General features: G+C 60.9%; 28 protein-coding genes and 2 pseudogenes. 17 read left to right on the top strand and 13 right to left on the bottom strand.

The features are described 5' to 3' along the window. Positions 1–350: 350 nt before the first annotated feature. From J2J99_RS12785 to J2J99_RS12775, 3 genes are all read left to right on the top strand, one after another. On the top strand, positions 351–1,277 hold the full coding sequence (locus tag J2J99_RS12785) for an ABC transporter ATP-binding protein (RefSeq protein WP_168294473.1): 927 nt from the start codon (positions 351–353) through the stop codon (positions 1,275–1,277). After that, positions 1,274–2,035 carry an ABC transporter permease gene (locus J2J99_RS12780; protein WP_168294474.1) on the top strand — a complete coding sequence of 254 codons (762 nt, stop codon included), beginning with the start codon at positions 1,274–1,276 and terminating at the stop codon, positions 2,033–2,035. Before J2J99_RS12785 ends, J2J99_RS12780 begins: the two co-directional genes overlap by 4 nt. Positions 2,036–2,141: 106 nt before the next feature. Next, entirely contained in the window at positions 2,142–2,879 is a 738-nt protein-coding gene (locus J2J99_RS12775; RefSeq protein WP_168294475.1) for an SDR family oxidoreductase, read from the top strand. On the opposite strand, the gene J2J99_RS12770 is transcribed toward J2J99_RS12775, so the two are convergent. Together J2J99_RS12770 and J2J99_RS12765 are read right to left on the bottom strand one after the other, a co-directional pair. Continuing rightward, a complete protein-coding gene (locus J2J99_RS12770; RefSeq protein ID WP_168294476.1) occupies positions 2,830–3,765 on the bottom strand; it encodes a LysR family transcriptional regulator in 936 nt (311 codons plus the stop codon). The genes J2J99_RS12775 and J2J99_RS12770 overlap by 50 nt on opposite strands. Positions 3,766–4,241: 476 nt before the next feature. Continuing rightward, positions 4,242–4,676, bottom strand: a complete 435-nt coding sequence (locus J2J99_RS12765; protein ID WP_168294477.1) for an EamA family transporter — start codon at positions 4,674–4,676, stop codon at positions 4,242–4,244. 97 nt (positions 4,677–4,773) lie between these two features. Here J2J99_RS12765 and J2J99_RS12760 point away from each other — a divergent pair. Beyond that, positions 4,774–5,771: pseudogene (locus J2J99_RS12760) on the top strand (MFS transporter); the annotation flags it as partial. A 49-nt stretch (positions 5,772–5,820) separates the two neighbouring features. Here J2J99_RS12760 and J2J99_RS12755 read toward each other — a convergent pair. The 3 genes from J2J99_RS12755 to J2J99_RS12745 are packed head-to-tail and all read right to left on the bottom strand — an operon-like array spanning position 5,821 to position 7,535. Next, on the bottom strand, positions 5,821–6,522 hold the full coding sequence (locus J2J99_RS12755; RefSeq protein ID WP_168294478.1) for a TIGR02281 family clan AA aspartic protease: 702 nt from the start codon (positions 6,520–6,522) through the stop codon (positions 5,821–5,823). Continuing rightward, a complete protein-coding gene (locus J2J99_RS12750; RefSeq protein ID WP_168294479.1) occupies positions 6,522–6,734 on the bottom strand; it encodes a DUF1289 domain-containing protein in 213 nt (70 codons plus the stop codon). Before J2J99_RS12750 ends, J2J99_RS12755 begins: the two co-directional genes overlap by 1 nt. An 18-nt stretch (positions 6,735–6,752) precedes the next feature. Beyond that, the gene (locus tag J2J99_RS12745; protein WP_168294480.1) at positions 6,753–7,535 is read right to left on the bottom strand and encodes an adenosylcobinamide-GDP ribazoletransferase; all 783 of its coding nucleotides are present in this window, start codon (positions 7,533–7,535) and stop codon (positions 6,753–6,755) included. A 153-nt stretch (positions 7,536–7,688) separates the two neighbouring features. Here J2J99_RS12745 and cobT point away from each other — a divergent pair, with 153 nt between their 5' ends. Further along, entirely contained in the window at positions 7,689–8,705 is a 1,017-nt protein-coding gene (gene cobT, locus J2J99_RS12740) for a nicotinate-nucleotide--dimethylbenzimidazole phosphoribosyltransferase (protein ID WP_004678415.1), read from the top strand. Positions 8,706–8,847: 142 nt separating this feature from the next. Then, positions 8,848–9,231, top strand: a complete 384-nt coding sequence (locus J2J99_RS12735; protein ID WP_168294481.1) for a diacylglycerol kinase — start codon at positions 8,848–8,850, stop codon at positions 9,229–9,231. 1 nt (position 9,232) lies between these two features. On the opposite strand, the gene J2J99_RS12730 is transcribed toward J2J99_RS12735, so the two are convergent. Next, positions 9,233–10,768 (bottom strand): sensor histidine kinase, encoded by a 1,536-nt coding sequence (locus tag J2J99_RS12730; RefSeq protein ID WP_168294698.1) that lies wholly within the window; start codon positions 10,766–10,768, stop codon positions 9,233–9,235. A gap of 106 nt (positions 10,769–10,874) precedes the next feature. On the opposite strand from J2J99_RS12730, the gene J2J99_RS12725 reads away from it, so the two are divergent. The 5 genes and pseudogenes from J2J99_RS12725 to J2J99_RS12705 form a co-directional block, all read left to right on the top strand. Beyond that, positions 10,875–11,432, top strand: a complete 558-nt coding sequence (locus J2J99_RS12725; protein ID WP_168294482.1) for a thermonuclease family protein — start codon at positions 10,875–10,877, stop codon at positions 11,430–11,432. A 4-nt stretch (positions 11,433–11,436) separates the two neighbouring features. Beyond that, positions 11,437–12,069: a uracil-DNA glycosylase family protein gene (locus J2J99_RS12720; protein ID WP_168294483.1), complete on the top strand. Its 633-nt coding sequence runs from the start codon at positions 11,437–11,439 to the stop codon at positions 12,067–12,069. Between the two features lie 69 nt (positions 12,070–12,138). Further along, a complete protein-coding gene (locus J2J99_RS12715) occupies positions 12,139–12,627 on the top strand; it encodes an Lrp/AsnC family transcriptional regulator (protein WP_004678404.1) in 489 nt (162 codons plus the stop codon). A 727-nt stretch (positions 12,628–13,354) separates the two neighbouring features. Then, positions 13,355–14,383, top strand: coding sequence for a porin (locus tag J2J99_RS12710; protein ID WP_207600923.1), 1,029 nt, complete (start codon positions 13,355–13,357; stop codon positions 14,381–14,383). A 215-nt stretch (positions 14,384–14,598) separates the two neighbouring features. After that, positions 14,599–14,900 (top strand): annotated as a pseudogene (locus tag J2J99_RS12705) (LysR substrate-binding domain-containing protein); the annotation flags it as partial. 77 nt (positions 14,901–14,977) lie between these two features. On the opposite strand, the gene J2J99_RS12700 reads toward J2J99_RS12705, so the two are convergent. Continuing rightward, positions 14,978–15,661 carry a DNA alkylation repair protein gene (locus J2J99_RS12700; RefSeq protein ID WP_168294151.1) on the bottom strand — a complete coding sequence of 228 codons (684 nt, stop codon included), beginning with the start codon at positions 15,659–15,661 and terminating at the stop codon, positions 14,978–14,980. Beyond that, a complete protein-coding gene (locus J2J99_RS12695) occupies positions 15,658–16,527 on the bottom strand; it encodes an NAD(P)-dependent oxidoreductase (protein WP_168294150.1) in 870 nt (289 codons plus the stop codon). The genes J2J99_RS12700 and J2J99_RS12695 overlap by 4 nt, the downstream gene beginning before the upstream one ends. A gap of 162 nt (positions 16,528–16,689) precedes the next feature. On the opposite strand from J2J99_RS12695, the gene J2J99_RS12690 reads away from it, so the two are divergent. The 5 genes from J2J99_RS12690 to J2J99_RS12670 all read left to right on the top strand — a co-directional run bounded on the left by J2J99_RS12690 (position 16,690) and on the right by J2J99_RS12670 (position 19,145). Beyond that, positions 16,690–17,064, top strand: coding sequence for a hypothetical protein (locus J2J99_RS12690; RefSeq protein ID WP_168294149.1), 375 nt, complete (start codon positions 16,690–16,692; stop codon positions 17,062–17,064). Positions 17,065–17,282: 218 nt separating this feature from the next. After that, entirely contained in the window at positions 17,283–17,606 is a 324-nt protein-coding gene (locus J2J99_RS12685) for an ArsR/SmtB family transcription factor (protein WP_168294148.1), read from the top strand. Further along, positions 17,603–18,013, top strand: coding sequence for an SRPBCC family protein (locus J2J99_RS12680; protein ID WP_168294147.1), 411 nt, complete (start codon positions 17,603–17,605; stop codon positions 18,011–18,013). The genes J2J99_RS12685 and J2J99_RS12680 overlap by 4 nt, the downstream gene beginning before the upstream one ends. 178 nt (positions 18,014–18,191) lie before the next feature. Beyond that, the gene (locus J2J99_RS12675; protein WP_168294146.1) at positions 18,192–18,659 is read left to right on the top strand and encodes a DUF1801 domain-containing protein; all 468 of its coding nucleotides are present in this window, start codon (positions 18,192–18,194) and stop codon (positions 18,657–18,659) included. A 45-nt stretch (positions 18,660–18,704) separates the two neighbouring features. Next, a complete protein-coding gene (locus J2J99_RS12670; RefSeq protein WP_168294145.1) occupies positions 18,705–19,145 on the top strand; it encodes a DUF1801 domain-containing protein in 441 nt (146 codons plus the stop codon). 23 nt (positions 19,146–19,168) lie between these two features. Here J2J99_RS12670 and J2J99_RS12665 read toward each other — a convergent pair whose 3' ends face one another. From J2J99_RS12665 to J2J99_RS12650, 4 genes are all read right to left on the bottom strand, one after another. Continuing rightward, entirely contained in the window at positions 19,169–19,645 is a 477-nt protein-coding gene (locus J2J99_RS12665; RefSeq protein WP_168294144.1) for an SRPBCC family protein, read from the bottom strand. After that, a complete protein-coding gene (locus J2J99_RS12660) occupies positions 19,642–19,983 on the bottom strand; it encodes an ArsR/SmtB family transcription factor (RefSeq protein WP_168294143.1) in 342 nt (113 codons plus the stop codon). Before J2J99_RS12660 ends, J2J99_RS12665 begins: the two co-directional genes overlap by 4 nt. Beyond that, complete coding sequence (locus tag J2J99_RS12655) at positions 19,980–20,666, bottom strand: glutathione S-transferase family protein (RefSeq protein ID WP_168294142.1); 687 nt, start codon at positions 20,664–20,666, stop codon at positions 19,980–19,982. The genes J2J99_RS12660 and J2J99_RS12655 overlap by 4 nt, the downstream gene beginning before the upstream one ends. 103 nt (positions 20,667–20,769) lie before the next feature. After that, positions 20,770–21,588, bottom strand: a complete 819-nt coding sequence (locus J2J99_RS12650) for a class I SAM-dependent DNA methyltransferase (RefSeq protein WP_168294141.1) — start codon at positions 21,586–21,588, stop codon at positions 20,770–20,772. A gap of 132 nt (positions 21,589–21,720) precedes the next feature. Here J2J99_RS12650 and J2J99_RS12645 point away from each other — a divergent pair, with 132 nt between their 5' ends. Then, entirely contained in the window at positions 21,721–22,446 is a 726-nt protein-coding gene (locus J2J99_RS12645; RefSeq protein WP_168294140.1) for a DUF2270 domain-containing protein, read from the top strand. Here J2J99_RS12645 and J2J99_RS12640 read toward each other — a convergent pair whose 3' ends face one another. After that, positions 22,447–22,713, bottom strand: coding sequence for an usg protein (locus J2J99_RS12640; RefSeq protein ID WP_168294139.1), 267 nt, complete (start codon positions 22,711–22,713; stop codon positions 22,447–22,449). It lies immediately after the preceding gene. Positions 22,714–22,839: the final 126 nt, after the last annotated feature.

Here is a 22,839-nt window from a genome sequence, read left to right as displayed (position 1 = left end):
ACATGCCGAGGCAGCGAAAATGGCGCAACGAGAACGCCGAAGGACGGCTCCGCAAAGGGATGGGCGGCGGGGCGGATGCCGGTGCTTGCCTCGGCTCGCTTATCGGGTAGGAAGATCACCGGATGATGACATTCCAATCCCACCGTTCCAGTTCTTTTCACCAGCTTGGCGTTGCCATGATAGCCTAAAAGCCGGCATCTCGGTCATGTCGCCAGTGGGTGACGCCGTCGTCGGCAGCGAGGGTGTTGGTGCTGCGTGAATGCAGTGTTCACGTTCCCGAAGGATGTCAAACCGTCACAGAGGGACTATATAGCGGGCCGAAATACTTCAGGAATCCTCAAGAGTACCGCATGGCCCCCATTATTTCCGTTCAGAACCTGACCAAGACCTATGCCAATGGGTTCGAGGCCCTGAAGGGCATCAACCTCGACGTGGAGAAAGGCGAGATTCTGGCGCTGCTCGGACCGAACGGCGCCGGCAAGACGACGCTGATTTCGATCATCTGCGGCATTGCCAACCCGAGCGGCGGCCAGGTGCTGGTCGCCGGTCACGACGTCGTCAAGGATTTCCGAGCCACGCGTTCGATGATCGGGCTTGTGCCGCAGGAACTGACCACCGATCAGTTCGAGACAGTGTTCAATACGGTAAGCTTTTCCCGTGGGCTGCACGGCAAGAAGGCCAACCCTGCCCATATCGAGAAGGTGCTGCGGGCGCTCTCGCTCTGGGACAAGAAGGACAATATGCTGCGCCAGCTCTCCGGCGGCATGAAACGTCGCGTGCTGATTGCCAAGGCGCTCTCCCATGAGCCGGAGATCCTTTTCCTCGACGAGCCGACCGCCGGCGTCGACGTGACGCTGCGCAAGGACATGTGGAATGTCGTCGAGCAGCTGCGGGCTTCTGGTGTTACCATCATCCTGACAACACATTACATCGAAGAGGCGGAGGAGATCGCCGACCGGGTCGGGGTCATCAATGGCGGGCAATTGCTGCTCGTCGAGGACAAGGTGGCGCTGATGGCCAAGCTTGGCCGCAAGCAACTCATCCTCGATCTCATCGAACCGCTCGAGCGGCTGCCGGACTGTTTTGCCGGCAACGGATTGACGCTGGAAGCCGATGGCTGCCGGCTGACCTATGATTTCGACGCCGACAATGAGCAGGAGAGCATCGCGACCCTGCTCACCCGGCTGGGCGAGAACAATATCCATTTCAAGGATCTCTCGACGCGGCAAAGTTCGCTCGAAGACATCTTCGTGGCCCTGGTGGGAGCGGCAAAATGAACGTCGAGGCAATCAAATCGATCTATTTCTTCGAGATGGCGCGCACGCGCCGGACCCTGCTGCAGAGCGTCATCTCGCCGGTGATTTCGACCTCGCTCTATTTCATCGTCTTCGGCGCGGCGATCGGCTCGCGCATCCAGGAAGTGGAGGGTGTATCCTACGGCGCCTTCATCACACCCGGCCTGATCATGCTGACGCTGCTCGGCCAGTGCATCAGCAACGGATCCTTCGGCATCTATTTTCCGAAATTCACCGGCACCATCTACGAGGTGCTGTCGGCGCCGGTGGCGATGACGGAAATCCTGCTCGGTTATGTCGGGGCGGCGGCGACCAAGGGGATGATCATCGGTTTCATTATCCTGCTGACCGCCAATCTTTTTGTCGACGTCAGGATCGAGCATCCCTTGATGATGATCCTATTCTTCCTGCTGACGGCCGTTACCTTCAGCCTGTTCGGCTTCATGATCGGCATCTGGGCCGGCAATTTCGAGCAGCTTAATCTTATTCCCATGCTGGTGGTGCCGCCCCTGACCTTCCTCGGCGGCAGCTTCTACTCGATCAACATGCTGCCGCCCTTCTGGCAGGCAGTCAGCCACTTCAATCCGGTTCTCTATCTCGTCAGCGGATTCCGCTGGAGCTTCTACGGGATCGCCGATGTCAATCCGGCGACTAGCCTGGCGATGATCACGGTGTTCTTGGCGATCTGTCTCGGCACGCTCGGCTGGATCTTCAAGACCGGTTACCGGCTGCGCAACTGACGCTGACCGCGCGTCATCGGAAATTCCGATGACGCTATCGATTTCTTCCGTTTTTCTTCCGCTATGGTCCGGGGCATTTGCTCTCTCATTCCAATGGAGATGCGAGATGACTGCTATCAGGATTGAAGGTGCGAAGGTGTTGATCGTCGGCGGCAGCTCCGGCATGGGACTGGCGCTCGCCATGCGCCTGCTTGCCGAGGGAGCGTCGGTGACGATCGCGGGGCGCAGCCGGGAGAGGCTCGCGGCGGCCCACCGCCGCCTCGGCAACCATCCGAAACTCGCGACACGTGCCGTCGACATAGCCCGGGAGGCGGAGGTCGCAGCGCTATTTCAGGACGGCGAACCGCTGGATCATATCGTCAGCACGGCGGCCGATATCGAAGGCGCCTATCAGCTCCTGCCGTCTATGGAGCTTGCGGCGGCGCAGCGGGTGGTCGAAAGCAAGTTCTACGGGCCGCTGCTGCTGGCCAAATATGGCGCCGGCCATCTGCCGCCGGCGGGATCCATCACCTATACATCAGGGGTCGCCGCCTATCGACCGGGGGCGCGCGGATCGGTGGTCGCAGCCGTCAACGCGGCGCTCGAAGGCCTGGTGAGAGCACTTGCCGTCGAATTGGCTCCGATCCGCATCAATGCCGTATCGCCCGGATGGGTCGATACGCCGATCTGGAGCTTTGTCGCCGGCGATGCCAAACAAGCGACACTGGACGCGATGGCGGAGCGTCTGCCGGCAGGTCGGGTCGGGCAGCCGGAGGATATTGCGGACGCAATCCGTTTTCTCATCGGCAACGGCTTCACCACAGGCACGATCCTGCATGTCGAGGGTGGACATCGGCTGGTTTGACCGGCGAGAGATTTTCGCTTGCTGACTGCAGGATGAGGGCGAGCGCCGGCGGCTGAACGCGCCGGCGCCGCCACGTCATCACCAGCGAAGCGACTGGCGGTTTGCCCGGCCACGACAATTCGACGATATCGTTACGCGCCGGAGACAGGCCGATGGCGAGGCGCGGGACAAGCCCATAGCCGGTGCCGGAGGCAACGAGGCGAATGATCGTCGCAATACTGTCCGTTTCCGTCGCGATGGGCGGCAGCGTCACGCCCGCCTCCGCAAAGGCAGTATCGAACAGATGGCGATAGACGCAGCCGGCTTCGGTCGCAATGAAGTGGGCAGCGCTCAGCGCCACCAGGCTATCGAATGAGGATGGCTGCGCGTTGCGGCCTGCGATCAACACCAGTGGTTCGCTGCAGAGACGGCGCGTCGCGAAGCGCACGTCCTCATAGCCGCGATCGAAGGTGAAGGCGACGTCGATCGAGCCCTGCTGCAATTGCGCATGCAATTCGCCACTGCCGCCGACCTTGAGTTTGAGAGCGAGGCCGGGGTTCTGCCGACGGAAGAGGCAGAGCCAGGGCGCCAGCCTTTCAGCGGCGATGGTTTCGAGAGTGCCCAATATGACAGATTGTTCGGCATTGCCGGCAGCCGAGCGGACGGCGTCCTTTGCCTCGCCGTTCAGCGCCAAGATCTCTTCCGCATAAGCCTTCAAAGCTGCTCCTGCCGGCGTGGGGACGACGCCTTGCCGGGATCGGACAAAGAGCTCGGCTCCCAATTCCTCTTCCAGCGCCTGGATCTGGTCGCTGAGGCTCGATTGGGCGAGGTTGACTTCGGCAGCAGCGCGCGTGAGGTTTCCGTGGCGGATGACCGCAAGGAACGTCTTCAGATGTCGTGGGGTCATGGCAGGTTCCGGCATTGGGCAGGCGCAGAATATCAACAAGGAGGACCGGGCGGCAATAAGGCCGCGTTTGGCTAGGAAGCGCCGCAACATTAACACGAGCCGGTCGCACGAGCCCGCAGCGCCCGTCAAATTTACTTATGCCGTGGTCATGGGGCAAAAAGAGCCGATCTCTGCTGAGGTATCATGCGTCCCGGATTTTGCTTGCGACCTTGTCGACCATGCCGATGCCGCCGTCCGTCTCGCGATTACGGTGTAATCGGGCTTAAAGGGGTGAAATGCACATTTATTGCTAGTCTGATTCCTGTTCCTTCAAGGGTTCGCGATCGCATATCGATTTTCCAGCCGGCGAGCTGCGGCCGATATCCTTTTTAGGCGAGGCCTCGATTCGGTATTGCGGTTCCGCTGGTTGTAAGGCAGCGACCTATAATCGGCGAAGTCCTTGTCTCCTATTGATTGTCTTGTCTTGCGCATTCCCCTCAGGCGCTGCTGACGAGGAGAGCGCCTAAGAGAATGAGGAGGGTACCCGCGGCGAGCTTGACTGTGTTGATCTCCGAGGCTTCGCCGAGGCAAAGGGCGCCGATTGCCAGCGTCACCAGCACGTTACAGCTCCAGATCGGCGCGAGTCTCGAGACGGGAACGCCGTAAGCGAAGAGCGCAAAGCTGATCAGGCCGGTACCGAGGGCGAAGCAGGCACCTGCGGTCGCGGCAAAACCAAGGCCCTCGATGCTCCAGGGAGCGGGACGCCAGACCAGCGCCGCGATCAGGCCGGTGAAAGCACAGGCGGTGCCGAAGGCGATCAGATAGACGGCGGAGCCGGTGGCGGTGGCGCTCTGTTTCTGGAAGATAGCGGTGATGCCCCAGAAAATGGCGGGCAGGACGCCGCCGACGATGATCGGCCAGAGTGAATTCATCGCGAAACTCTGTCGCACCCATAGGTCAAAGCCATCGCCCGAAGCGATGGCCGATCGAACATGCGGGGTGCCACCGGACTAGGAGTTTCTTCTTGCTCTCGCCGTTTCGATTTTCATCGTGGCGTCGATCGGCTACGCTCTCGCTCCCAACATCGGCATTTTCCTGTTGTTTCGCGTGATGCAGGCGTCGATCGCCGCCTGTTTCTGCGTCGCTCTTGTCGTCATCAAGGAGACCGCGGGCAAGGCCAGGCTGCCAACAGGATCGGGTACGCCGCCAGGGGTTGGGCAATCGCTCCGATGCTCGGTCCGAGTTTCGGCGGCATCCTGGACGAAGCGTTTGGATGGCGGGCGATCTTCGTTGCTCTCGCTCTGCTTGGCCTAGCCATCCTTGCGATTTCCATGCGCGAGCTGAAGGAAACGGCCGGGCATGCGTCGAGACCGAGAGGCAATTACCTTTCCTCCTATCGTCAGCTCCTGAGTTCGTCGGGGTTCTGGGCGTATACGCTGTGCATGGCCTGCTCCACCGGCACTCTTTATATCTTTCTCGGAGGCGCATCTTTGGCCGCCGGTTCACTGCTTGGCGGATCGAGCGTGAAACTGGGTTTGTTCATGGCGATGGTTCCCACAGGGTTCATTCTGGGCAGTTATCTGGCTGCCCGATCGACTCGGAGATCGCTCAGCATCACGCTCGTCATTGCGCGCGTGTCAACCTGCATGGGTCTGCTGCTTGGGCTGACCCTGTCGATGTCAGGTGTCACGCATATCCTGGCGTTTTTCGGACCCTGCATGTTCATCGGCATTGGCAACGGCTTGACGTTTCCTGCCGCCAATCTGGGGGTCATGTCTGTTCGCGCCAATCTCGCCGGCACCGCCGCCGGCCTTGCCGCTGCCATGTCGATCGCCGGCGGAGCGCTGATCGCTTCGATCGCCGGACTATTTCTCCGGGAGGCCGGCGCGATTCCGACACTGTTCGCGATGTTGCTGACCTCGGCATCGCTCGCCCTCTTGGCCGCGCTTTCGGCGGCGTTCGTCGACGGGCGAACTACTCGGGGTGCTCCGCATGGAGAGCCTGCCGAAACCCGACGGGGCGGGTGAAGTTCGCTATCGGAGGGCGGCAGAATGATGGGCGCTGCGACGCCAGGGTTCAATCCCGCAGGCGCAGTTCGTCGGTCTGCATCTGCATGGAGCCCAGCGTTTCCAGGAAGCTCATGCCGAGCAGGCTCTGGTCGAGCCGGCCGTCTTCGGCGACGCTGGCTGCGACGTTGTCGCGGACGATCGGACCGATAGCCACCTGATCGAGCGTGATTGGGGCTGCGCGGCTGCGGCCGTTGGCGGTCATGACCGTCATCGAGTAGGTGAGGCCTGTGAGATCGATGCCGATGCGTTCGGCATCCTCGTGCGAGAGCGCGACCATACTGGAGCCGGTGTCCACGAGCATCTCGACCGGTCGGCCATTGACATTGACGTCGGCTTCGAAATGGCCGTTCAACAGCTTGTGCAGGATGATTTCCTCGCCACCCTCGCTCGTCGTGACGACGACGGCGCGGCCGGGAACGAGGCCGGCGAGCACGCGGTTTCCGACGCCGAGCGCTTCCTGGCGATAGAGATAGACGGTGACGAGCGCCAGGATGATCACCAGCCAGATCATCATCTGGCGCATGGCTTCACCGACGCCGCGCCGGCTTCCCCAGATGCCGGCCGACAGCATCAGTGCGATCGGCAGCAGGTAGACGACGCGGACGAAATCGTCGCTTTGCAGACCGAAGATGCGGCTGCTGTCATTGTTGAGGATCAGCACGGCAAGGCCGATGCCGATTATGACAAGGAAGACAGTCAAACGGAGCATCAGGGCCGCTCCGGCTGCGCGGCGAGGCTTGTTTCCATGTGGCTCCCCGTGGCAGCGGCTGCGAGCCTCGCCGGCAGCAGCGCCATGATCCCGCCGCGCTCGGCCTCGGTATAGTTCATCCAGCCACCGATTTCCTCAAGAGTGCGGCCGCATCCGGCGCAGAAACCGGTGGCTGAAACCATGGAGCAGACGTGAATGCAGGGTGTTTGCATGGAGGATATATCGGAATTTCAAAGAGCAGTGGCAAGGGCGCATAAAGTGGCGATTTCGCAAATCTGCTGTGTCGCCCCCAGCGTGTCGCCGGTGTGGCCGGCAAGCCGGCGGCGGATGAAGGCGGTGCAGGCAAATCCTGCGCCGCCAGCGGCGAGGAGGCTGGCGACGAGCGGCCACAGGCCGAAGGCCGGCCAGAGCAGAAGTGCTGCGAGGAGACCGGCTGCGACGAGCGCAAAATGCATCGTCGCCTCATCCGGCTGACCGGTCGAGGCGGCCACGCCATCGGCCTTTGCCGGCGGCAGCCGCTGCCAATGCCAGGCGATCGCGCCGCGGCTCAGCGCCGCGACGGCGGGAATGGCAAGGACTGCTGCGAGGGGCGGGGAATGGCGGACAATGGCGGCAAGCGCTGCTGCGCGGATCGCGAAGGAGAAAATGAGTGCGATGGCGCCATAGGTGCCGATCCGGCTGTCCTTCATGATGATGAGGCTCTGCTCGCGGCTCTTGCCGCCGCCGATGCCGTCGGCCGTATCGGCCAAACCATCTTCGTGCAGCGCGCCGGTGACAAGAGCCTGGACGGCAAGTGCGATCAGTGCGGCGACCAATGGATCGGCGCGTAGGCCGAGAACAAGGAGGAGGGCGAGGGCTGGGACAAAGCCGATGAGAAGGCCGGCAAAGGGAAAGGCGCGCACCAGGCGGCCGAGCCTGCCGTCATAGCCGTTGAACAGCGCTGGCGGCATGGGAAGGCGGCTGAGGAAGGCGACGGCGCGGGCGGTATCGACCGCATAGTCCTTGATCTTCATTCTGTTTCGTTCTGCCGGAGGTCCCGACTTATGGTCGCGGCGGCGCTTTTGGTGTTGTTCGCTTCGTTCGCCGGCTTTAAGAGAGAGCCACCGCAAAGAAGCTGATTTGCGTGGAAAATACAAGAATAGCCGATTCATAGGAACACCGCACAGATGAGCGTTTCAGGCCTGCCGTTCGACGATTTCCGTACCCTGCTCCGCGACCTGCCGGGGCCGGATGCCCGCGCGCTGGTGGCCGCACGCGAACGCGACGCGCAGCTGACCAAGCCGCCGGGTGCGCTCGGACGGCTCGAAGAAATCGCCTTCTGGCTCGCGGCCTGGACGGGCCGCCCACCCGCCGTCAACCGGCCGCTGGTGGCGATCTTCGCCGGCAATCACGGCGTCACCAGACACGGGATCACACCTTTTCCGCCAGCCGTAACGCAGCAGATGGTCGAGAATTTCGCAGCCGGCGGTGCGGCGATCAACCAGATTTGCGTCGCCCACGATCTCGGGCTGAAAGTCTTCGATCTGGCGCTCGATTATCCCACAGGCGATATCACCGAGGAAGCGGCGCTTTCCGAGCGCGACTGCGCCGCGACCATGGCTTTCGGCATGGAGGCGATCGCCGGCGGCACCGATCTGCTCTGCATCGGCGAGATGGGCATCGGCAATACGACGATTGCGGCTGCGATCAACTATGCCCTCTATGGCGGTTCGGCGCGCGACTGGGTGGGGCCCGGCACCGGCTCCGAAGGCGATATGCTGGAGCGCAAGATCGCGGCGGTAGAAAAGGCAGTGGCGCTGCATAGCGACCATCTCGACGATCCGCTCGAGATCATGCGGCGGCTCGGCGGGCGCGAGATTGCGGCGATGGCCGGCGCCATTCTTGCCGCCCGCATGGAGCGCATTCCGGTGCTGATCGACGGTTATGTCGCGACCGCCGCGGCTGCGATCCTGAAAGCCGCAAATCCTACCGCCCTCGATCATTGCCTGATCGGCCATGTCTCTGCCGAACCGGGGCATCTGCGGTCGATCGAGATGCTTGGCAAGACGCCGCTTCTGGCGCTCGGCATGCGGCTCGGCGAAGGCACCGGGGCGGCGCTGGCCGCCGGCATCGTCAAGGCGGCTGCCGCCTGCCATTCCGGCATGGCAACCTTTGCGCAGGCGGGTGTAAGCGGCAAACATTGAGGCCGCGGCCGGCATCGGCGATGCGGGCTCCGGTTCGCTTGCGCCGCTCAGGCGGATTCGCTATTTGCCTATTGGCTCACCAAAGGGGAGATGGCGAAACCTTTCCCGGGTCCGTGGCGCAACGGGAAGAGGAGAGGGCGTCGTGACGAAGCCTGCGGTGACGAAAGAGACCGGATTTCGGCATTTCATCGCCGCCGCCAGCTATTCCTGGGCGGGCTTTATGCGTGTGCTGAAAGAGGCGGCCTTCCGCCAGGAACTTGGTTTCTTCGTCCTTTCGATCGCGGCGCTGGCGCTGGTGGGCGCGACGGCCGGCGAGATCGTCGTCGCCGTTCTGCTGTTTCTCGGGCTCTTTTCGATGGAGGCGATGAATACCGCCGTCGAAGAGGTGATCGACCGAATCTCGCCGGAGATTTCGATCGTCGGCAAACATGCCAAGGATCTCGGTTCCTTTGCGGTGACCTGCATGATCGCCGCTTGCTGTCTCTATCTCGGCTTCGTTCTCGGCAAACACCTGTTTTTTGGTTGAATCAGGCAAAGCTCTTGCGCTTGCGGGCGACGGCCTGAGCCTCTTCGACAGCCGGCAGGCTCTGGAGCACGCGCTTGGCGGGCAGGATGGCGATGACCTCGGTGCCCTCGCGCAGCTTCGATTTCAAGAGGAACTGTCCGTCGTGCTTGGCAAGGATCGCTTGGACGATCGGCAGGCCGAGGCCGGTGCCCTGTTCGGCGCTTTTGATGGCGATCGAGCCTTGGCCGAAAGCCGAAAGGACGACGGGAATCTCTTCTTCGGGAATGCCAGGACCATTGTCCTTGATCGAGATGTATTGGCCGCCGCCGGCCGTCCAGCCGACCTTGACGTGGATCTCGCCGCCCTGCGGTGTGAATTTGACGGCATTGGAGAGGAGATTGAGCACCACCTGGCGCATCGACTTCTCGTCAGCCCAGATGGCCGGCAACTGCCGCTCGAACTGATCCGAAATGGCAATATTCTTGGCCCTGGCGCGCAGCTGGACCATGCCGATGCAATCCTCGGTGATATCAAGAAGAGAGATCGCCTCTTCGCTCAGCTCGTATTTGCCGGCCTCGATGCGCGACAGGTCGAGGATTTCGTTGATGAGATCGAGCAGATGCTGACCCGAGCGATGTATATCGCCGGCATATTCCTTGTAGGTCGGATTGGCGAGCGGTCCCATGACTTCGGCCGACATCACTTCGGAGAAGCCGAGGATGGCGTTGAGCGGCGTCCTGAGCTCATGCGACATGGAGGCAAGGAAACGGGACTTGGCGAGGTTCGCCTCTTCGGCGCGGCGACGCGCCTCGTCAGACATCGATTTCGCCACTTCCAGCTCGGCGATCAGGTCGTCTTTTTCCGACTGATAGGAGAGGATCCTGAGGTTCGATTTGAACAGCCGGTCGCTGATATAGTTGAAGAAGACCAAGGTGGTCGTGAACAGCCCGGTCAGGCTGATTTCGAGGAGATCGCGCGACAGGCCGCTCTTGGCGCCAAGCGCCAGGACCGCCGGTGCGAAGGCGACCAGCACGGCAGGCGTCAGCATGAAATTCGACATCGCCGTGACGGAGAGCGCGATCAGCAATGTTGCGCCCTTATATAGAATGAAGCTCGACGGCTCGCAGGTGTCGCAGCCCTGCAGTGCGAAGACGGCCCAGCAGCAGCCAACCAGGAATTGGCCGAGCAGCAGCAGACGGCGCCATTTGCGGGCGCTCTCGGAGGTGATTTCCTGGTGGCGCGCGCGCCGCACGAGCAGAATATTGCCGGTTTGGCAGGTGAGCGTCAGCAGCGCCCAGAAGAGCAAGCGCGTATCTTGGGTGAAGTAGACGCCGAGGGCGGTGATGATGACGACAAAGAGCGGCATGATCGTCGCGCCCTGCAGCATCGATGCTATGTACATCTTGAGTATGTCACGGTCGAAGGAGGAATTGGACGCGTGGCCGGACTGAAGACGTTCGCGCGTCTGCCGCACGGCCTTGGAGACGGCCTTGTTGCGGTGGCTGCGCGACCTGTCGACGATAATCTTGTCGGTCGATGTGCTTGCGCCGGTACTCATGTGCACGTTGAAACTTCATCCCAGGGTGGATAAGAGCTTAACCGGCAATTCTTAAGAAGATGTTTGCCATCTTTGCCAAGGATTTGTTTTTTAAGGAGGCGAAAGCGTGACACGGGGCCTGCGCCTGATTCGTGACGGCGTCACCGCTTTTGCCCTGCTGGCGCTCCTGGCGCTGATCGCCGCCAAGGTCAACGATACTGCAGCCATCAAGCATGCGGGCGCCTTTCTTGCCGCCGATGGCGACAGTTTGTCTTTGGGGCGGGAGCGCTTCCGCCTCGAAGGCATCGATGCACCGGAGCTCAATCAGAGCTGCGAGCGGGCGGGAACGGTCTGGGCTTGCGGGCGCGCCGCGCGCCAGGCGCTGCAGGAGATGGTGCTGGCATCGGGAACGCTTTGCCAGGGCAGCCAGCGCGACCGCTATGACAGGTTGCTCGTCGTCTGCCGCAATGGGGCAGGCGGAGACATAAACGCCGCCATGGTGCGGCGGGGTATGGCCATCTCCTATGGCGGCTACGGCAAGGAGGAGGCCGAAGCGAGGGATGCGAAAGCGGGGATGTGGGCTGGTCGTTTCGAGCGGCCGCGCGATGTGCGCGACCATGCTCGCCAGAATTCCGGTTTCGACCAGGCGCTGCGCTTCATCGGGCGGATCATCGGGTGGGAGTAAAGCGATGACCGACGAAACCAAGCTGGAAACCTTGCGGCGTGAAATCGCCGCCTGCCGCATCTGTCGCGACGCGCCGGCAAAGGGGCCCGCGCACCGGTTGCCGCACGAGCCGCGGCCGGTGGCCGTGATCTCTTCGAACGCACGTATCCTCATCGCTGGTCAAGCGCCCGGACTTCGCGTGCATGAGAGCGGCCTGCCATTCGACGATGCCTCGGGTGATCGGCTGCGATCCTGGCTCGGCGTCGACAGGGCAAGCTTTTACGACCGCGACCGATTCGCCATCGTGCCGATGGGGTTCTGCTTTCCTGGCTACGACGACGAAGGCGCGGATCTGCCGCCGCGTCGAGAATGTGCGCTGTTCTGGCGGCAAAGAGTACTCTCGGCGATGCCGCAGATCGAACTGGTGCTGGTCATCGGTCAATATGCACAGGCCTGGCATATGGCCGGCGGAGGGCGGGGTGGTATGACCGAGACGGTGCGGGGCTGGCGCGACAGCCTCATGTCCGGGCGATCGCCGGCGGTGCTGCCGCTGCCGCACCCAAGTTGGCGCAACAGCGGCTGGCTGAAACGCAATTCCTGGTTCGAGGAAGAATTGCTTCCGGTCTTGCGGGCGCGGACGAAAATGCTGCTTTCTTGAAACAAAATTCTTTTCGTCGCGCGGAATCAAGTTATACAAAGAAAATAATTCGAAAGGACTGACGTGCGCATGGACCGCCTCGACCGAAAAATACTGCGTCTGCTGCAAGAAGATTCGACCCTTGCCGTTGCCGACCTCGCCAAGAAAGTGGGGCTGTCGACGACGCCATGCTGGCGCCGCATCCAGAAAATGGAAGAAGACGGCGTCATCAAGCGCCGGGTTGCCATCCTTGATCCCGAGAAGGTCAACACCAAAGTCACCGTTTTCGTGTCGATTCGCACGGCTACCCATTCGATCGAGTGGTTGCGCCGCTTTTCCGAGGTGGTCGCCGAATTCCCCGAAGTGGTCGAATTCTACCGGATGAGCGGTGATGTCGATTATCTCCTACGAGTCGTCGTCCCCGATATCGCCGCCTATGACGCATTTTATAAGCGAATGATCGCAAAGATCGAGATTCGCGACGTCTCCTCCGCCTTTGCGATGGAGCAGATCAAGTATTCGACGCAGCTGCCGCTGGACTACATGATTCTCGAGAACGCCAAGTCCAACGAAGACTGAGTCCGAGGGTGCGCTCTGCGACCCCCTGCAAACTGCGGTTAATAGTCGAAATATCGAGGCATGGTCTGCTACCGCAAGGGGTATCATCCTCAAGAAGTGGGCTTCGAGCGGCATTCTCATTATTCCTGAGAATGTCCGCAATGAGGCCGCCAGCAGGGCTGGGAGAGGGTTCTGACTGCGGAAAAGTCTCAAAAATAGCGGAAAAGCGCTTGAATCGCGGCGAAATCCTGAAAAAATATATAGCCTGGTAACGATTAAGCGGCTATGGTGCGTGCAACCAGTGGGCAACATGTCATCGTTTTGACACATTGCTATCGAATTCAGGACACTATGTTCTAAGCCGCCACCTTGTTTGTGTTCATTGGCCGGCGGTAGAGTATTATGAGCTTCACCATTATGTCCGACGAAGATCGGGCGACGGTGAGGATTTCGATGAAAGAATATAGCGTTTGCGGCTTGCGATGGAGGCTTCCGTCGCCGGGCCATTTTGTGCGTTTTTCTGCTGCAACCGCTTGAAATTGTTGTATAAAAATCACGCTTTCGGGGAAAGTGGCCCGATCGGACTCCTCCCGCCTATATCGAGAATTGCTTGATAGCGCCCGGTATGGGATGACGATTTGGCGGTTCGATCGATCCGCACGCCGAGATGGCTGTTCAAACTGGGCCGGCTTCAAATCGACTACCCGATTGGAAGCTAGCCCCGATCGACAAAGGAATGGATTGGTAAATGAACATCAGAATGGTTTTGCTCGCATCAGCAGCAGCGTTTGCTGCATCGACGCCGGTTCTTGCAGCTGACGCTATCGTTGCTGCTGAGCCGGAACCGGTTGAATATGTTCGCGTCTGCGACGCTTACGGCACCGGCTACTTCTACATCCCGGGTACCGAAACCTGCCTCAAGATCGAAGGCTACATCCGTTTCCAGGTCAACGTTGGCGACCAGCCAGGTGGTGACAACGATTCTGATTGGGATGCAGTAACTCGCGGTCAGGTTCAGTTCACGGCCAAGAGCGACACCGAGTATGGTCCGCTGACCGGCGTCATCGTCATGCAGTTCAATGCTGACAATGCCACCGATCAGGAAGCTATTCTCGACTCCGCTTATCTCGACGTCGCGGGCTTCCGCGCCGGTCTCTTCTACAGCTGGTGGGACGATGGCCTCTCCGGCGAAACCGACGACATCGGTTCGGTTGTAACGCTGCACAACTCCATCCGTTATCAGTATGAAAGCGGCACCTTCTACGCTGGCCTCAGCGTCGACGAACTGGAAGACGGCGTTTTCAAGGCCGATGAAGAGCCGAACAACGTTGGCGTTGCCTTCGGCGTCGGCGGCACGGCTGGTGCCTTCAGCTACCAGGTCACCGGCGGCTGGGACTTCGACAACGAAGACGGCGCGATCCGCGCAATGGGTACTGTTGAAATCGGCCCCGGCACGCTCGGCCTCGCTGGCGTATACTCCTCCGGCCCGAACTCCTACTACTCGTCGGCTGAATGGGCTGTCGCTGCCGAATACGCCATCAAGGCAACTGACAAGCTGAAGATCACCCCGGCTGTTCAGTACTATGGCAACTACTTCGGTGGCAGCAAGGCTGTTCCGGATGACTTCGACGGTCTCGGCGATGCCTGGAAGGTCGGTCTGACGGTCGATTACCAGATCGTCGACAACTTCTACGCCAAGGCTTCGGTTCAGTACCTCGATCCGGATGATGGCGACGACTCCACGACGGGCTACTTCCGTCTGCAGCGTTCGTTCTAATCTGCCTAATGATGCTCCCGGTCTTCGGACCGGGGGCGTTTAAATCGGTTTCTGATCCGAGTGACCTCCGATCAGCTACGGGGACGGATCCGGTCTTCCCTGCCGGACCGTCCTTGCAGCGTTTTTGCTCCCTGTCTTTTTCTGACGGTCTCGGCCAACGCCATTTAGGTGAGGCGAACTGGCATGTTGCGTATAACATGTCGGCATACCGACGCACATTCCATACCTGGAAACTCATCGATTCGAATAACGACAAGCGGGTAATCCGGCATCAGCCGCGGCTGACTTGCCGCAGCATGACCGGCATTCTCGATGCGGCCCGAGCCGGACTCGGCTTCGGGCTGCTGTTCGAAAGCGCCTGCGAGGCGGATCTGCAAGCCGGCAGGCTGGTCGGGTGCTGCCGGACCGGCAATCGGAGGAGAGCCGGTTTTATATCGTCTTCGCGACGGCGAGGGGTGCGACCCCGGTGGTAAGAGTGCTGATCGACTTTCTAGTCGAAGAATCCAGGCATCATTGACGGTGGGGCGAAAGCCTCGCCCTAAAGCGTACCGCAATCTTTCAGATTGGCTTGCGACGCTTTCGATGAGGCTCGCGTTATTTCAGCCGTGCCAACAGCTTTTCGCCACTCAACTCTCTGACCGCATCCTTGCCGATCCAGCGGGCGGTTTTATCCGAACTTTCGGCCAGAAGCTTCGCCAGCCGCAGCGCCGGGCCATGGCAGTCGCGATTGCGTTTGCCGATGTTGCGCAGTGCCCAATTGACGGCCTTCCGAACGAAGTTGCGTGAGTCGCAGGAATGCGCCTCGATCAGCGGCAGCCAGGCGAGGATGGTGGTGTCGGGCTCCTTCTTCCGATGGACGGCGGCGCCGGCGATCATGGCGAAGGCGGCGCGGCGAACGAACTGACGCTCGTCGTTGGCGAATTCCGGTATGAGCTCGTCCAGCCGGGCCTCGACGAAGAGATCGGCGGCGCAGTCGACGATCTCCCAGGAGTTGAAATCATTGGCCCAGCGTCTGGCCTCTTGCGCTGTCAGCCGTTTCGGATCAGCCGTGAAGAGGGCTAGCAGGCGGGCTTCGCGGATATCGCTTTGCCAGAGCTGCATTGCCCTAAGGTGATCCCTCTTCGCCGCTCTGGCGACCGCCCTGATATCCGGATTGGAAATGCCGAGAGCGCGTCCGGTGACGATACCGAAGCGCGCCATCCCGGCAACATTTTCCTCCGAGCGCAGCGTTTCGAGATGTGCGATCAGTTCAGCGGGATCGGAGGAGGGGCTGATCATTTCTCGAGGCGGGCAAGCAGCGAGGATGTGTCCCAGCGATTGCCGCCCATCGCCTGCACGTCACCATAGAACTGATCGACGACGGCCGTGACCGGCAATTTGGCGCCGTTGCGGCGGGCTTCGGCGAGCACGATGTCCAGATCCTTGCGCATCCAGTCGACTGCGAAACCGAAATCATACTTGCCGGCATTCATGGTCTTGTGTCGGTTTTCCATCTGCCAGGAGCCTGCCGCACCCTTCGAGATCACCTCGACCACCTTTTCGATATCGAGGCCGGCGCGCTTGCCGAAATGCAGCCCTTCGGCGAGTCCCTGGACGAGGCCGGCGATGCAGATCTGGTTGACCATCTTGGTCAACTGGCCGGAACCTGCCGGCCCCATCAGCCCGACCATCCTGGCATAAGCTTCGATGACGGTCCTGGCGCGCTCATAGACGGCTTCGTCGCCGCCACACATGACGGTCAGGACACCGTTTTCGGCGCCGGCTTGGCCACCGGAGACCGGAGCGTCGATGAAGTCGACGCCTTTCGCCTTGGCCGCGGCATAAAGTTCGCGGGCGACCTCGGCGCTGGCGGTGGTGTTGTCGATCAGCACCGAACCCGGCCTCATGCCGTGCAGGGCCCCGTTTTCTCCCGATGTCACCGAGCGGAGATCTTCGTCATTGCCGACGCAGACGAAGACGAAATCGGCCCCGGCGGCGGCTTCGGCCGGGGTAGGGGCGGACTTGCCGGAAAATTTCGCGGTCCAGTCGGCGGCTTTTTCGGCCGTCCGATTGTAGACGGTGACATCGTGGCCGCCCTTCGTCTCCAGATGACCGGCCATGGGAAAACCCATGACGCCGAGACCGATGAATGCGACTTTAGCCATATGTCCTATCCTTGTTCCAAGTGCGAGGCTCCGAGGATTAACCGAAACGGCGGGAGCAGAAAAGCCGTCAGAGGCGACTTCCCGTCGATTGACCTGACGAGGCTGGCCATCGTTCGCTCCAACCCTAGATTGCGTGGAAGGCAAAATGCTTCGGACCATGATATGAACGAGTCTCCGACGATCAAGCCGCGGCGCAAGGGCCGTAGCGGCATGCAAGCGATGCTCATTCCGTCGCAGCAGATGGTCGCGCAGCTGATCCGATCAGTACCACAAGGTGTTCGCACCGATCTCGGTGCTCTCCGCCGCCGCCTCTCCGCTCAATACGGGGAGGATGCACGCTGCCCGGTGACCGTGCAGCGGCATTTGCGGGCCATCGCAGAACTGTCCTTCGGCGCGTTGGCGAAGGGTGAACCGGTTTCGACGGTGACGCCCTATTGGCGTCTGGTCGATCCCGCGAGCCCGCTGGCGGCGCGTCTTGCCGGTGGCCCTGTCTTCATTCGCGAGCGGCTGGATGCCGAGCGTCCGGAGAGGTCGTGACAGCAAATATGCCTTTCGCAACGACGGGTGCGCGATCTATGCGAAAAGTCTCTATGTATAGCCGTGAAGGTATATGAGATCTCCTTCCGCTATACGCGGCAAGCCTCTGACTCTCTTCCACTCCGCTTTGTCGTAACCGCGCACCATGCTTTCGGGTTGACTCACGTATGCCTCGGCAGCTATACGTCAATTCATAGCTCCAGAGGTATGAATCACCGATGCCCGATGCTCGCGATGTACTTTTTAGGACGCTGGCCGATCCGACGCGGCGGGCTCTGTTCGAGCGGCTGTGCCGCGAAGGGGAGAAGACGGTCGGAGCTCTGACGGCCCGCGCCAGCGTGTCGCAGCCGGTTGTTTCGAAACATCTCGGGATCCTGAAGCGGGCCGGATTGGTGCGCGACCGGCATGAAGGACGGCAGACGCATTACAGTGCGCAGCTTGGCGCGCTGGCCCCGCTGGTCGACTGGACGAGCGAGATGGCCGGCTTCTGGCAAAGCCGCTTTAACGATCTCGAAGATTTGCTGAAAAGGATGGATCAATGACCGACACATCGACAGAAACGCGCTCCGTCGTCATCGAGCGGGAGATGCCCTTTCCCTCGGAAAAGATCTGGCGGGCGCTCACCCAGCCGCACCTGCTCCAGGAGTGGCTGATGAAGAGCGATTTCAAGCCCGCCATCGATCATCGTTTCAGATTCAGCGCGGATTGGGGCTCTGTCGACTGCAAGGTCCTGGAAGTCGAGCCGAATAAGACCCTGTCTTATAGCTGGGAGGGCCATGGGCTGGAAAGCGTGGTCACCTGGACTCTCACCCCAACCGGCACCGGCACGCATTTGCGGATGGAGCAGTCCGGCTTCCGGCCGGATCAGCGGCAGGCGTACGGGGGCGCCAGGAGCGGGTGGACGCAGTTCTTTGCAAATCTGGAGCAGGTTCTAGCGCGGTCGGAGTGAGATCGTCAATGGACGGATCGTGCGTCGCCGAAGCTCATATTCCGGTTAGCAACTGGTTTCGGCAAGTTCGGCGTGGGCCTTCCGTCACCTTTACGGCGGCCGCTATCGTCAATATCATCGCCGCGCCGCAGGAGAAATCGACCGTCTGGGTAGGCCGCAGGAAAACGGAGTCAACGCGATGGCCGAGAGTAAATTGAAGACGGCGGCCAAGATGACAGCCGAGACGGCTGCCGAACCGGCCGCCACGCCGAAGCTGCTGTCGGGCGGCAACCCGCAGATCGTCAAAGGCCATGGCGACGCGCCCGTGCAAGCCTATATCGCGGCGATGCCGGGCTGGAAAAGCGAGATCGGGCGTCGCCTCGATGTGATAATCACTGACACGGTGCCTGGCGTTTCCAAAGCAGTCAAATGGAACTCTCCCTTCTATGGCATCGAAGGACAGGGCTGGTTCCTCGGCAGCCATTGCTTCACAAAATACGTCAAGGTGGCCTTCTTCCGCGGCGCCCTGCTCGATCCGCCGCCCCCGGGCGCTTCGAGGCAGAAAGATGTGCGCTACCTTGACATCCGCGAGGATGACGACATCGATGAAGCCCAGTTCACCGCCTGGGTGGAGCAGGCCAGCCGATTGCTCGGAGAGTGGATGTAACCGCAGCGATGCCATCGACATCAGGGCCGATGAAGAGAGACAACCATGAAGAATGTGACCGGAAGCATGAAGAAGAGCAATTCCCAGCAAGGGGCCGAAGAAACTTCGCCCTCGCAACTGATCGATGCGAGGATCGAGGAGCTCAAGGATTGGCGCGGCGAGACGCTTGCGCGGGTCCGGGCGCTGATCAGGCAGGCCGAGCCTGACGTTGTCGAGGAATGGAAGTGGAGAGGGGTTCCGGTCTGGGAGCGCAGCGGCATCATCTGCACCGGCGAGACCTATAAGAGCGTGGTGAAATTGACCTTTGCCAGAGGTGCCGCGCTGGAGGATCCTTCGGGGCTCTTCAACTCCAGCCTCGAAGGTAACACCCGGCGCGCCATCGATATGCACGAGAGCGACAAGATCGACGAGGAGGCGTTGAAGGCGCTCGTTCGCGCCGCCGCCGCGTTGAACATGTCAGCCAAGGCCTCTCGTTCTAAAAAGTGATGCAGTATCTGAAACTTGCCAGTCTAATGGATCGCCCTTGTCTCGCGCTCGAGAAAAAGCTCGAGATTGTCGAAGCCGATTTCGGTGCCCTGAAGACGGGCGCCGTTGTCGGCATAGCCGTCAAGGAACACCGCTTGTTCGGTAAAGACCATTTTGGTGCCGCCGGGTTCGGTTTCGAAGACGACGGTGGCGAGGGAGACCGAGATGCGGGATTCGCCGAGCCTCATCTCATAAGCGTAGATGATCCGCGCATCGGGCACGATGTCGATGTAACGGGCGTCGTAGGCGTGCAAGAGCCCGTCCGTATCGGCAACATAGTTCCTCTCCAGCCCGCCGGAGCGGAAATCCAGGCCGTATTCCAGCGGCACCCAGTCGCCGTGGCAGGCGAACCACTGGCGCTTGGATTCCGGCATCGACCAGGCGCGAAAGACCCGGGCGACGGGCGCCTTGAGGTGACGTTCGATGACGAGGGTGACGTGTTCTGCGGATCGCGTGGTCATTCGGGAAAAGTCTCCGGCTCGTCGGCGAGAAGTTGATCCAGCCGGTCGAAGGCGGCGGTCCAGCGAGTTTTTCGCTGTTCCACCCAGTGCTCGACGGCGGCAAGCGCGTCCTGCTGCAGGCGGTAGGTTCGCACCCGGCCGGATTTTTCGGAGAATACGAGGCCGCTTTCCTCCAATACCTGCAGATGTTTCATCACCGTCGGCAGGGCGACCGCGAGCGGCGCCGCCAATTCGGTGACGGAGGCCGGGCCGCGGCCGAGGCGGTCGATCATGCCGCGGCGGCTGCGATCGGAAAGCGCGTGGAACATGCGGTCGAGATCCGCCTGGCCTTCGATCATTCCGCTGCATCCCGGAAGCGGGCGGGCAGCCTGTCCTGGTAGGGGTAGAACTTGAAATAAGGACGGGCTTCCTCCAGTGCCCTGGCGAAGGACGGGCGCCCCTGCAGCCGCTCGTAATAGGCGCGCAGTCTCGGCTGGTCGGGTGAAAAGGGGACCAGCGTCTCGGCGTAAAACAGAGAGGGGGCGGCGGCGCAATCGGCCATGGTGAAGGCCCCGCCGGTGATCCATGGGCTGTCGCCCAGCTGTTTTTCGATCATTGTGTAGGCCGTGGCAAGCGTCGTCCGGGAAGCGGCCATCTCGATTTCGTCTGCCTTGCCCTCAGGGCGCCGGCGGTTGCTGACCAGCGTCTGCATCGGCACCTGAACATAGTGATCGAAGAACCGGTCCCAGAGACGGACTTGCAGCGCCCGGTCGAGCTCGAGCGGCAGCAAAGGTGAGGGACCGGGATAATAATGATCGAGATATTCGATGATGATCGAGGTTTCGGGGATGGTGCTGTCTCGGGCCTCGTCACGCAGCAGCGGCATCTTGCCGATTGGCCAGAGCCGGAAGATATCCGCGCGCGAGGTCTCGTCGGACAGATCGACGATCCGGTTTTCGAAGGGCGTGCCGTTTTCGTAGAGCGCGATCAGCACCTTATGGCAGAAGGAGGCAAGCGGATGCCCATAGAGCACGAGCGACATGCGGCGACCTTTCCTATGCGGCAGAAAACTTTGCTGGCTGACTAAGTATCAGGTCCGCAAGTCTTTCGCAACAGATGGTTAGCCGATCGCGCAACTATTCTCGTCAGCCGAGATATCTGGCGATCACCAGATGACCGGGCGTCGGCTGTCCCTCTTCCATGCGCACGTTGATATCGGATATTTCGACAAGGTCGAAACCGGTGGCGGTCAACCGTTCCCTCACATAGCCGTCGGCGTGGGCGAAGCGCTGGTGCGGTCCGACCATGAAGGCGCGTCCGGCGAGAATTTCTGCCGGCAGGGTTTCGGAGGAGAAGATGAAGAGGCCGCCCGGCGTCAGGTTTTCGGCGGCCCCGAAGAACAGCGGTTCGAGCGCGCCTAGATAGGGCAGCACATCGGTGGCAGTGATGATGTCGAAGGCTTCCTCGTCATTGTCCTCGAGGAAATCCTCGACCTCGGCGACGAAAAGCGTCTCATAAAGATCCTTCTCGTGGGCAATCTCGACCATCTTCTCCGATATGTCGATGCCGGTCATATCTTCGCAAAGGTCGCGCAGGGCGCCGCCGGTGAGACCCGTGCCGCATCCGAGATCGAGCAGCCGCTTGAACGGTCCGAGTTTCAGCTGTTGCAGGCGCTGGCGCACCAGCATCGGCACGTGATAGCCGAGTTGCTCGACGAGGACGTCCTCGAACACCTCGGCATGCTGGTCGAACAAGGTCTCGATATAGGCGTCGGGCGCCTTGGCCGGCGTTTCACCGCGGCCCATCGCGGCGATGCGCACGGCGGCGCCGCCGTGGTCATCAGGATCGATCGCCAGGACTTCCTCATAGGCAGCCACGGCAGCGTCGACATCGCCGGCCTTTTCAAGCGCTAGTGCGCGGTTATAGGCCTCGGCAAGAGCTTCTTCGTCGATCTTCTTTGCCATCGCGGTCACAATCCTTCTGTTTCAGGCACGGCTCTAAGACGGCTTTCGATCTTTTGCAATGGCGTGGCTGCAGGCGCAGAATGGTCGGGCGCCCGATGAGAGGCCGCCGAAAGGGAGACAAGGAGGAAAATCATGGAGACGGAGCAGGACAGGATATCAACGATAAGGGAGAGAGAGGATGTTCGGATGTCTCTGCTACCAGGTACGCCAGGCGAGACCACCAATACGCTCATCCATTATTACCGTGGCGAGCTCGGGCGCATGACGAGCTGGCGCGATCGAATCGATCGGACATCCAACTGGGCGATCACCGTGGTGGCGGCGCTGCTCTCGGTGTCGCTGTCGACTCCGACCTCGCATCACGGCGTGTTGCTGTTCGGGATGATGCTGATCACGCTGCTTCTGATGATTGAGGCGCGGCGCTACCGCTTCTTCGACATTTACCGCGCCCGCATCCGCCAGATCGAGCGCTGCTATTTCGCGCAGATTCTGGCGCCCGACCCCAACAGCGGCAGCGAATGGGCTACGGTGATCGCCGGCAGCCTGCGCCATCCGCGCTTTCTGCTGAGTTATGGCGAGGCGATGCATCGCCGTCTCAAGCGCAATTACGGCTGGATGTACCTCATCCTGCTGCTTGCCTGGTGCCTGAAGATCTCGACGCCGAAACTGCAGACAGAGGGCGCGCCGGCACTGCAGGCGCATTCATGGGCCTATGTTATCGACAATGCCGTGCTCGGGCCAATGCCCGGCCTTGCGGTCATTGCTGTGGTCGTCGTCTTCTATCTCGGCATGCTCTATTTCGCACTGCGTCCGGATCGTGACGAGGGCGAGTTCGGCCGCGGCGAGGCGCATGTCTGATCAGTGCAGGATGAATTCACCCTTCAGCGCCCGCCATTCGGTTGCCGAGATCAGCTTGCGGTGGACGTAGCGCACCGAATGCAGAGGTCCGTCGAGCTTCTCCTGCCAGAACTTCAGGAAGCCGCGCATCTCAGGAAAATCCGGGGCGAGATCGTAATCCTGCCAAACGTAGGTCTGCAGGATCGTCGGGTGGTCCGGCAGGCGGTAGAGGATCTGGGCAGTCGTCAGGCCGTAACCTTGCAATTGTCTTTCCATGTCCGTGCGCATTTTATTCCGCTTCTTCTCGTTCCCACTCGCGCGCTTATTAGCGCTACGTGATATGGAAACATGCGAGTGGTTAACGGAAACTTTACAGACACTTCACAAAAGGACAATTTATTTTTAATATCAATG

This window comes from Rhizobium binae (assembly GCF_017357225.1).
GTDB classification, from domain to species: Bacteria; Pseudomonadota; Alphaproteobacteria; order Rhizobiales; family Rhizobiaceae; genus Rhizobium; species Rhizobium binae.
The sequence above is the reverse complement of the archived record's forward strand: the minus strand, read 5'-3'. Positions and strand labels throughout refer to the sequence as shown.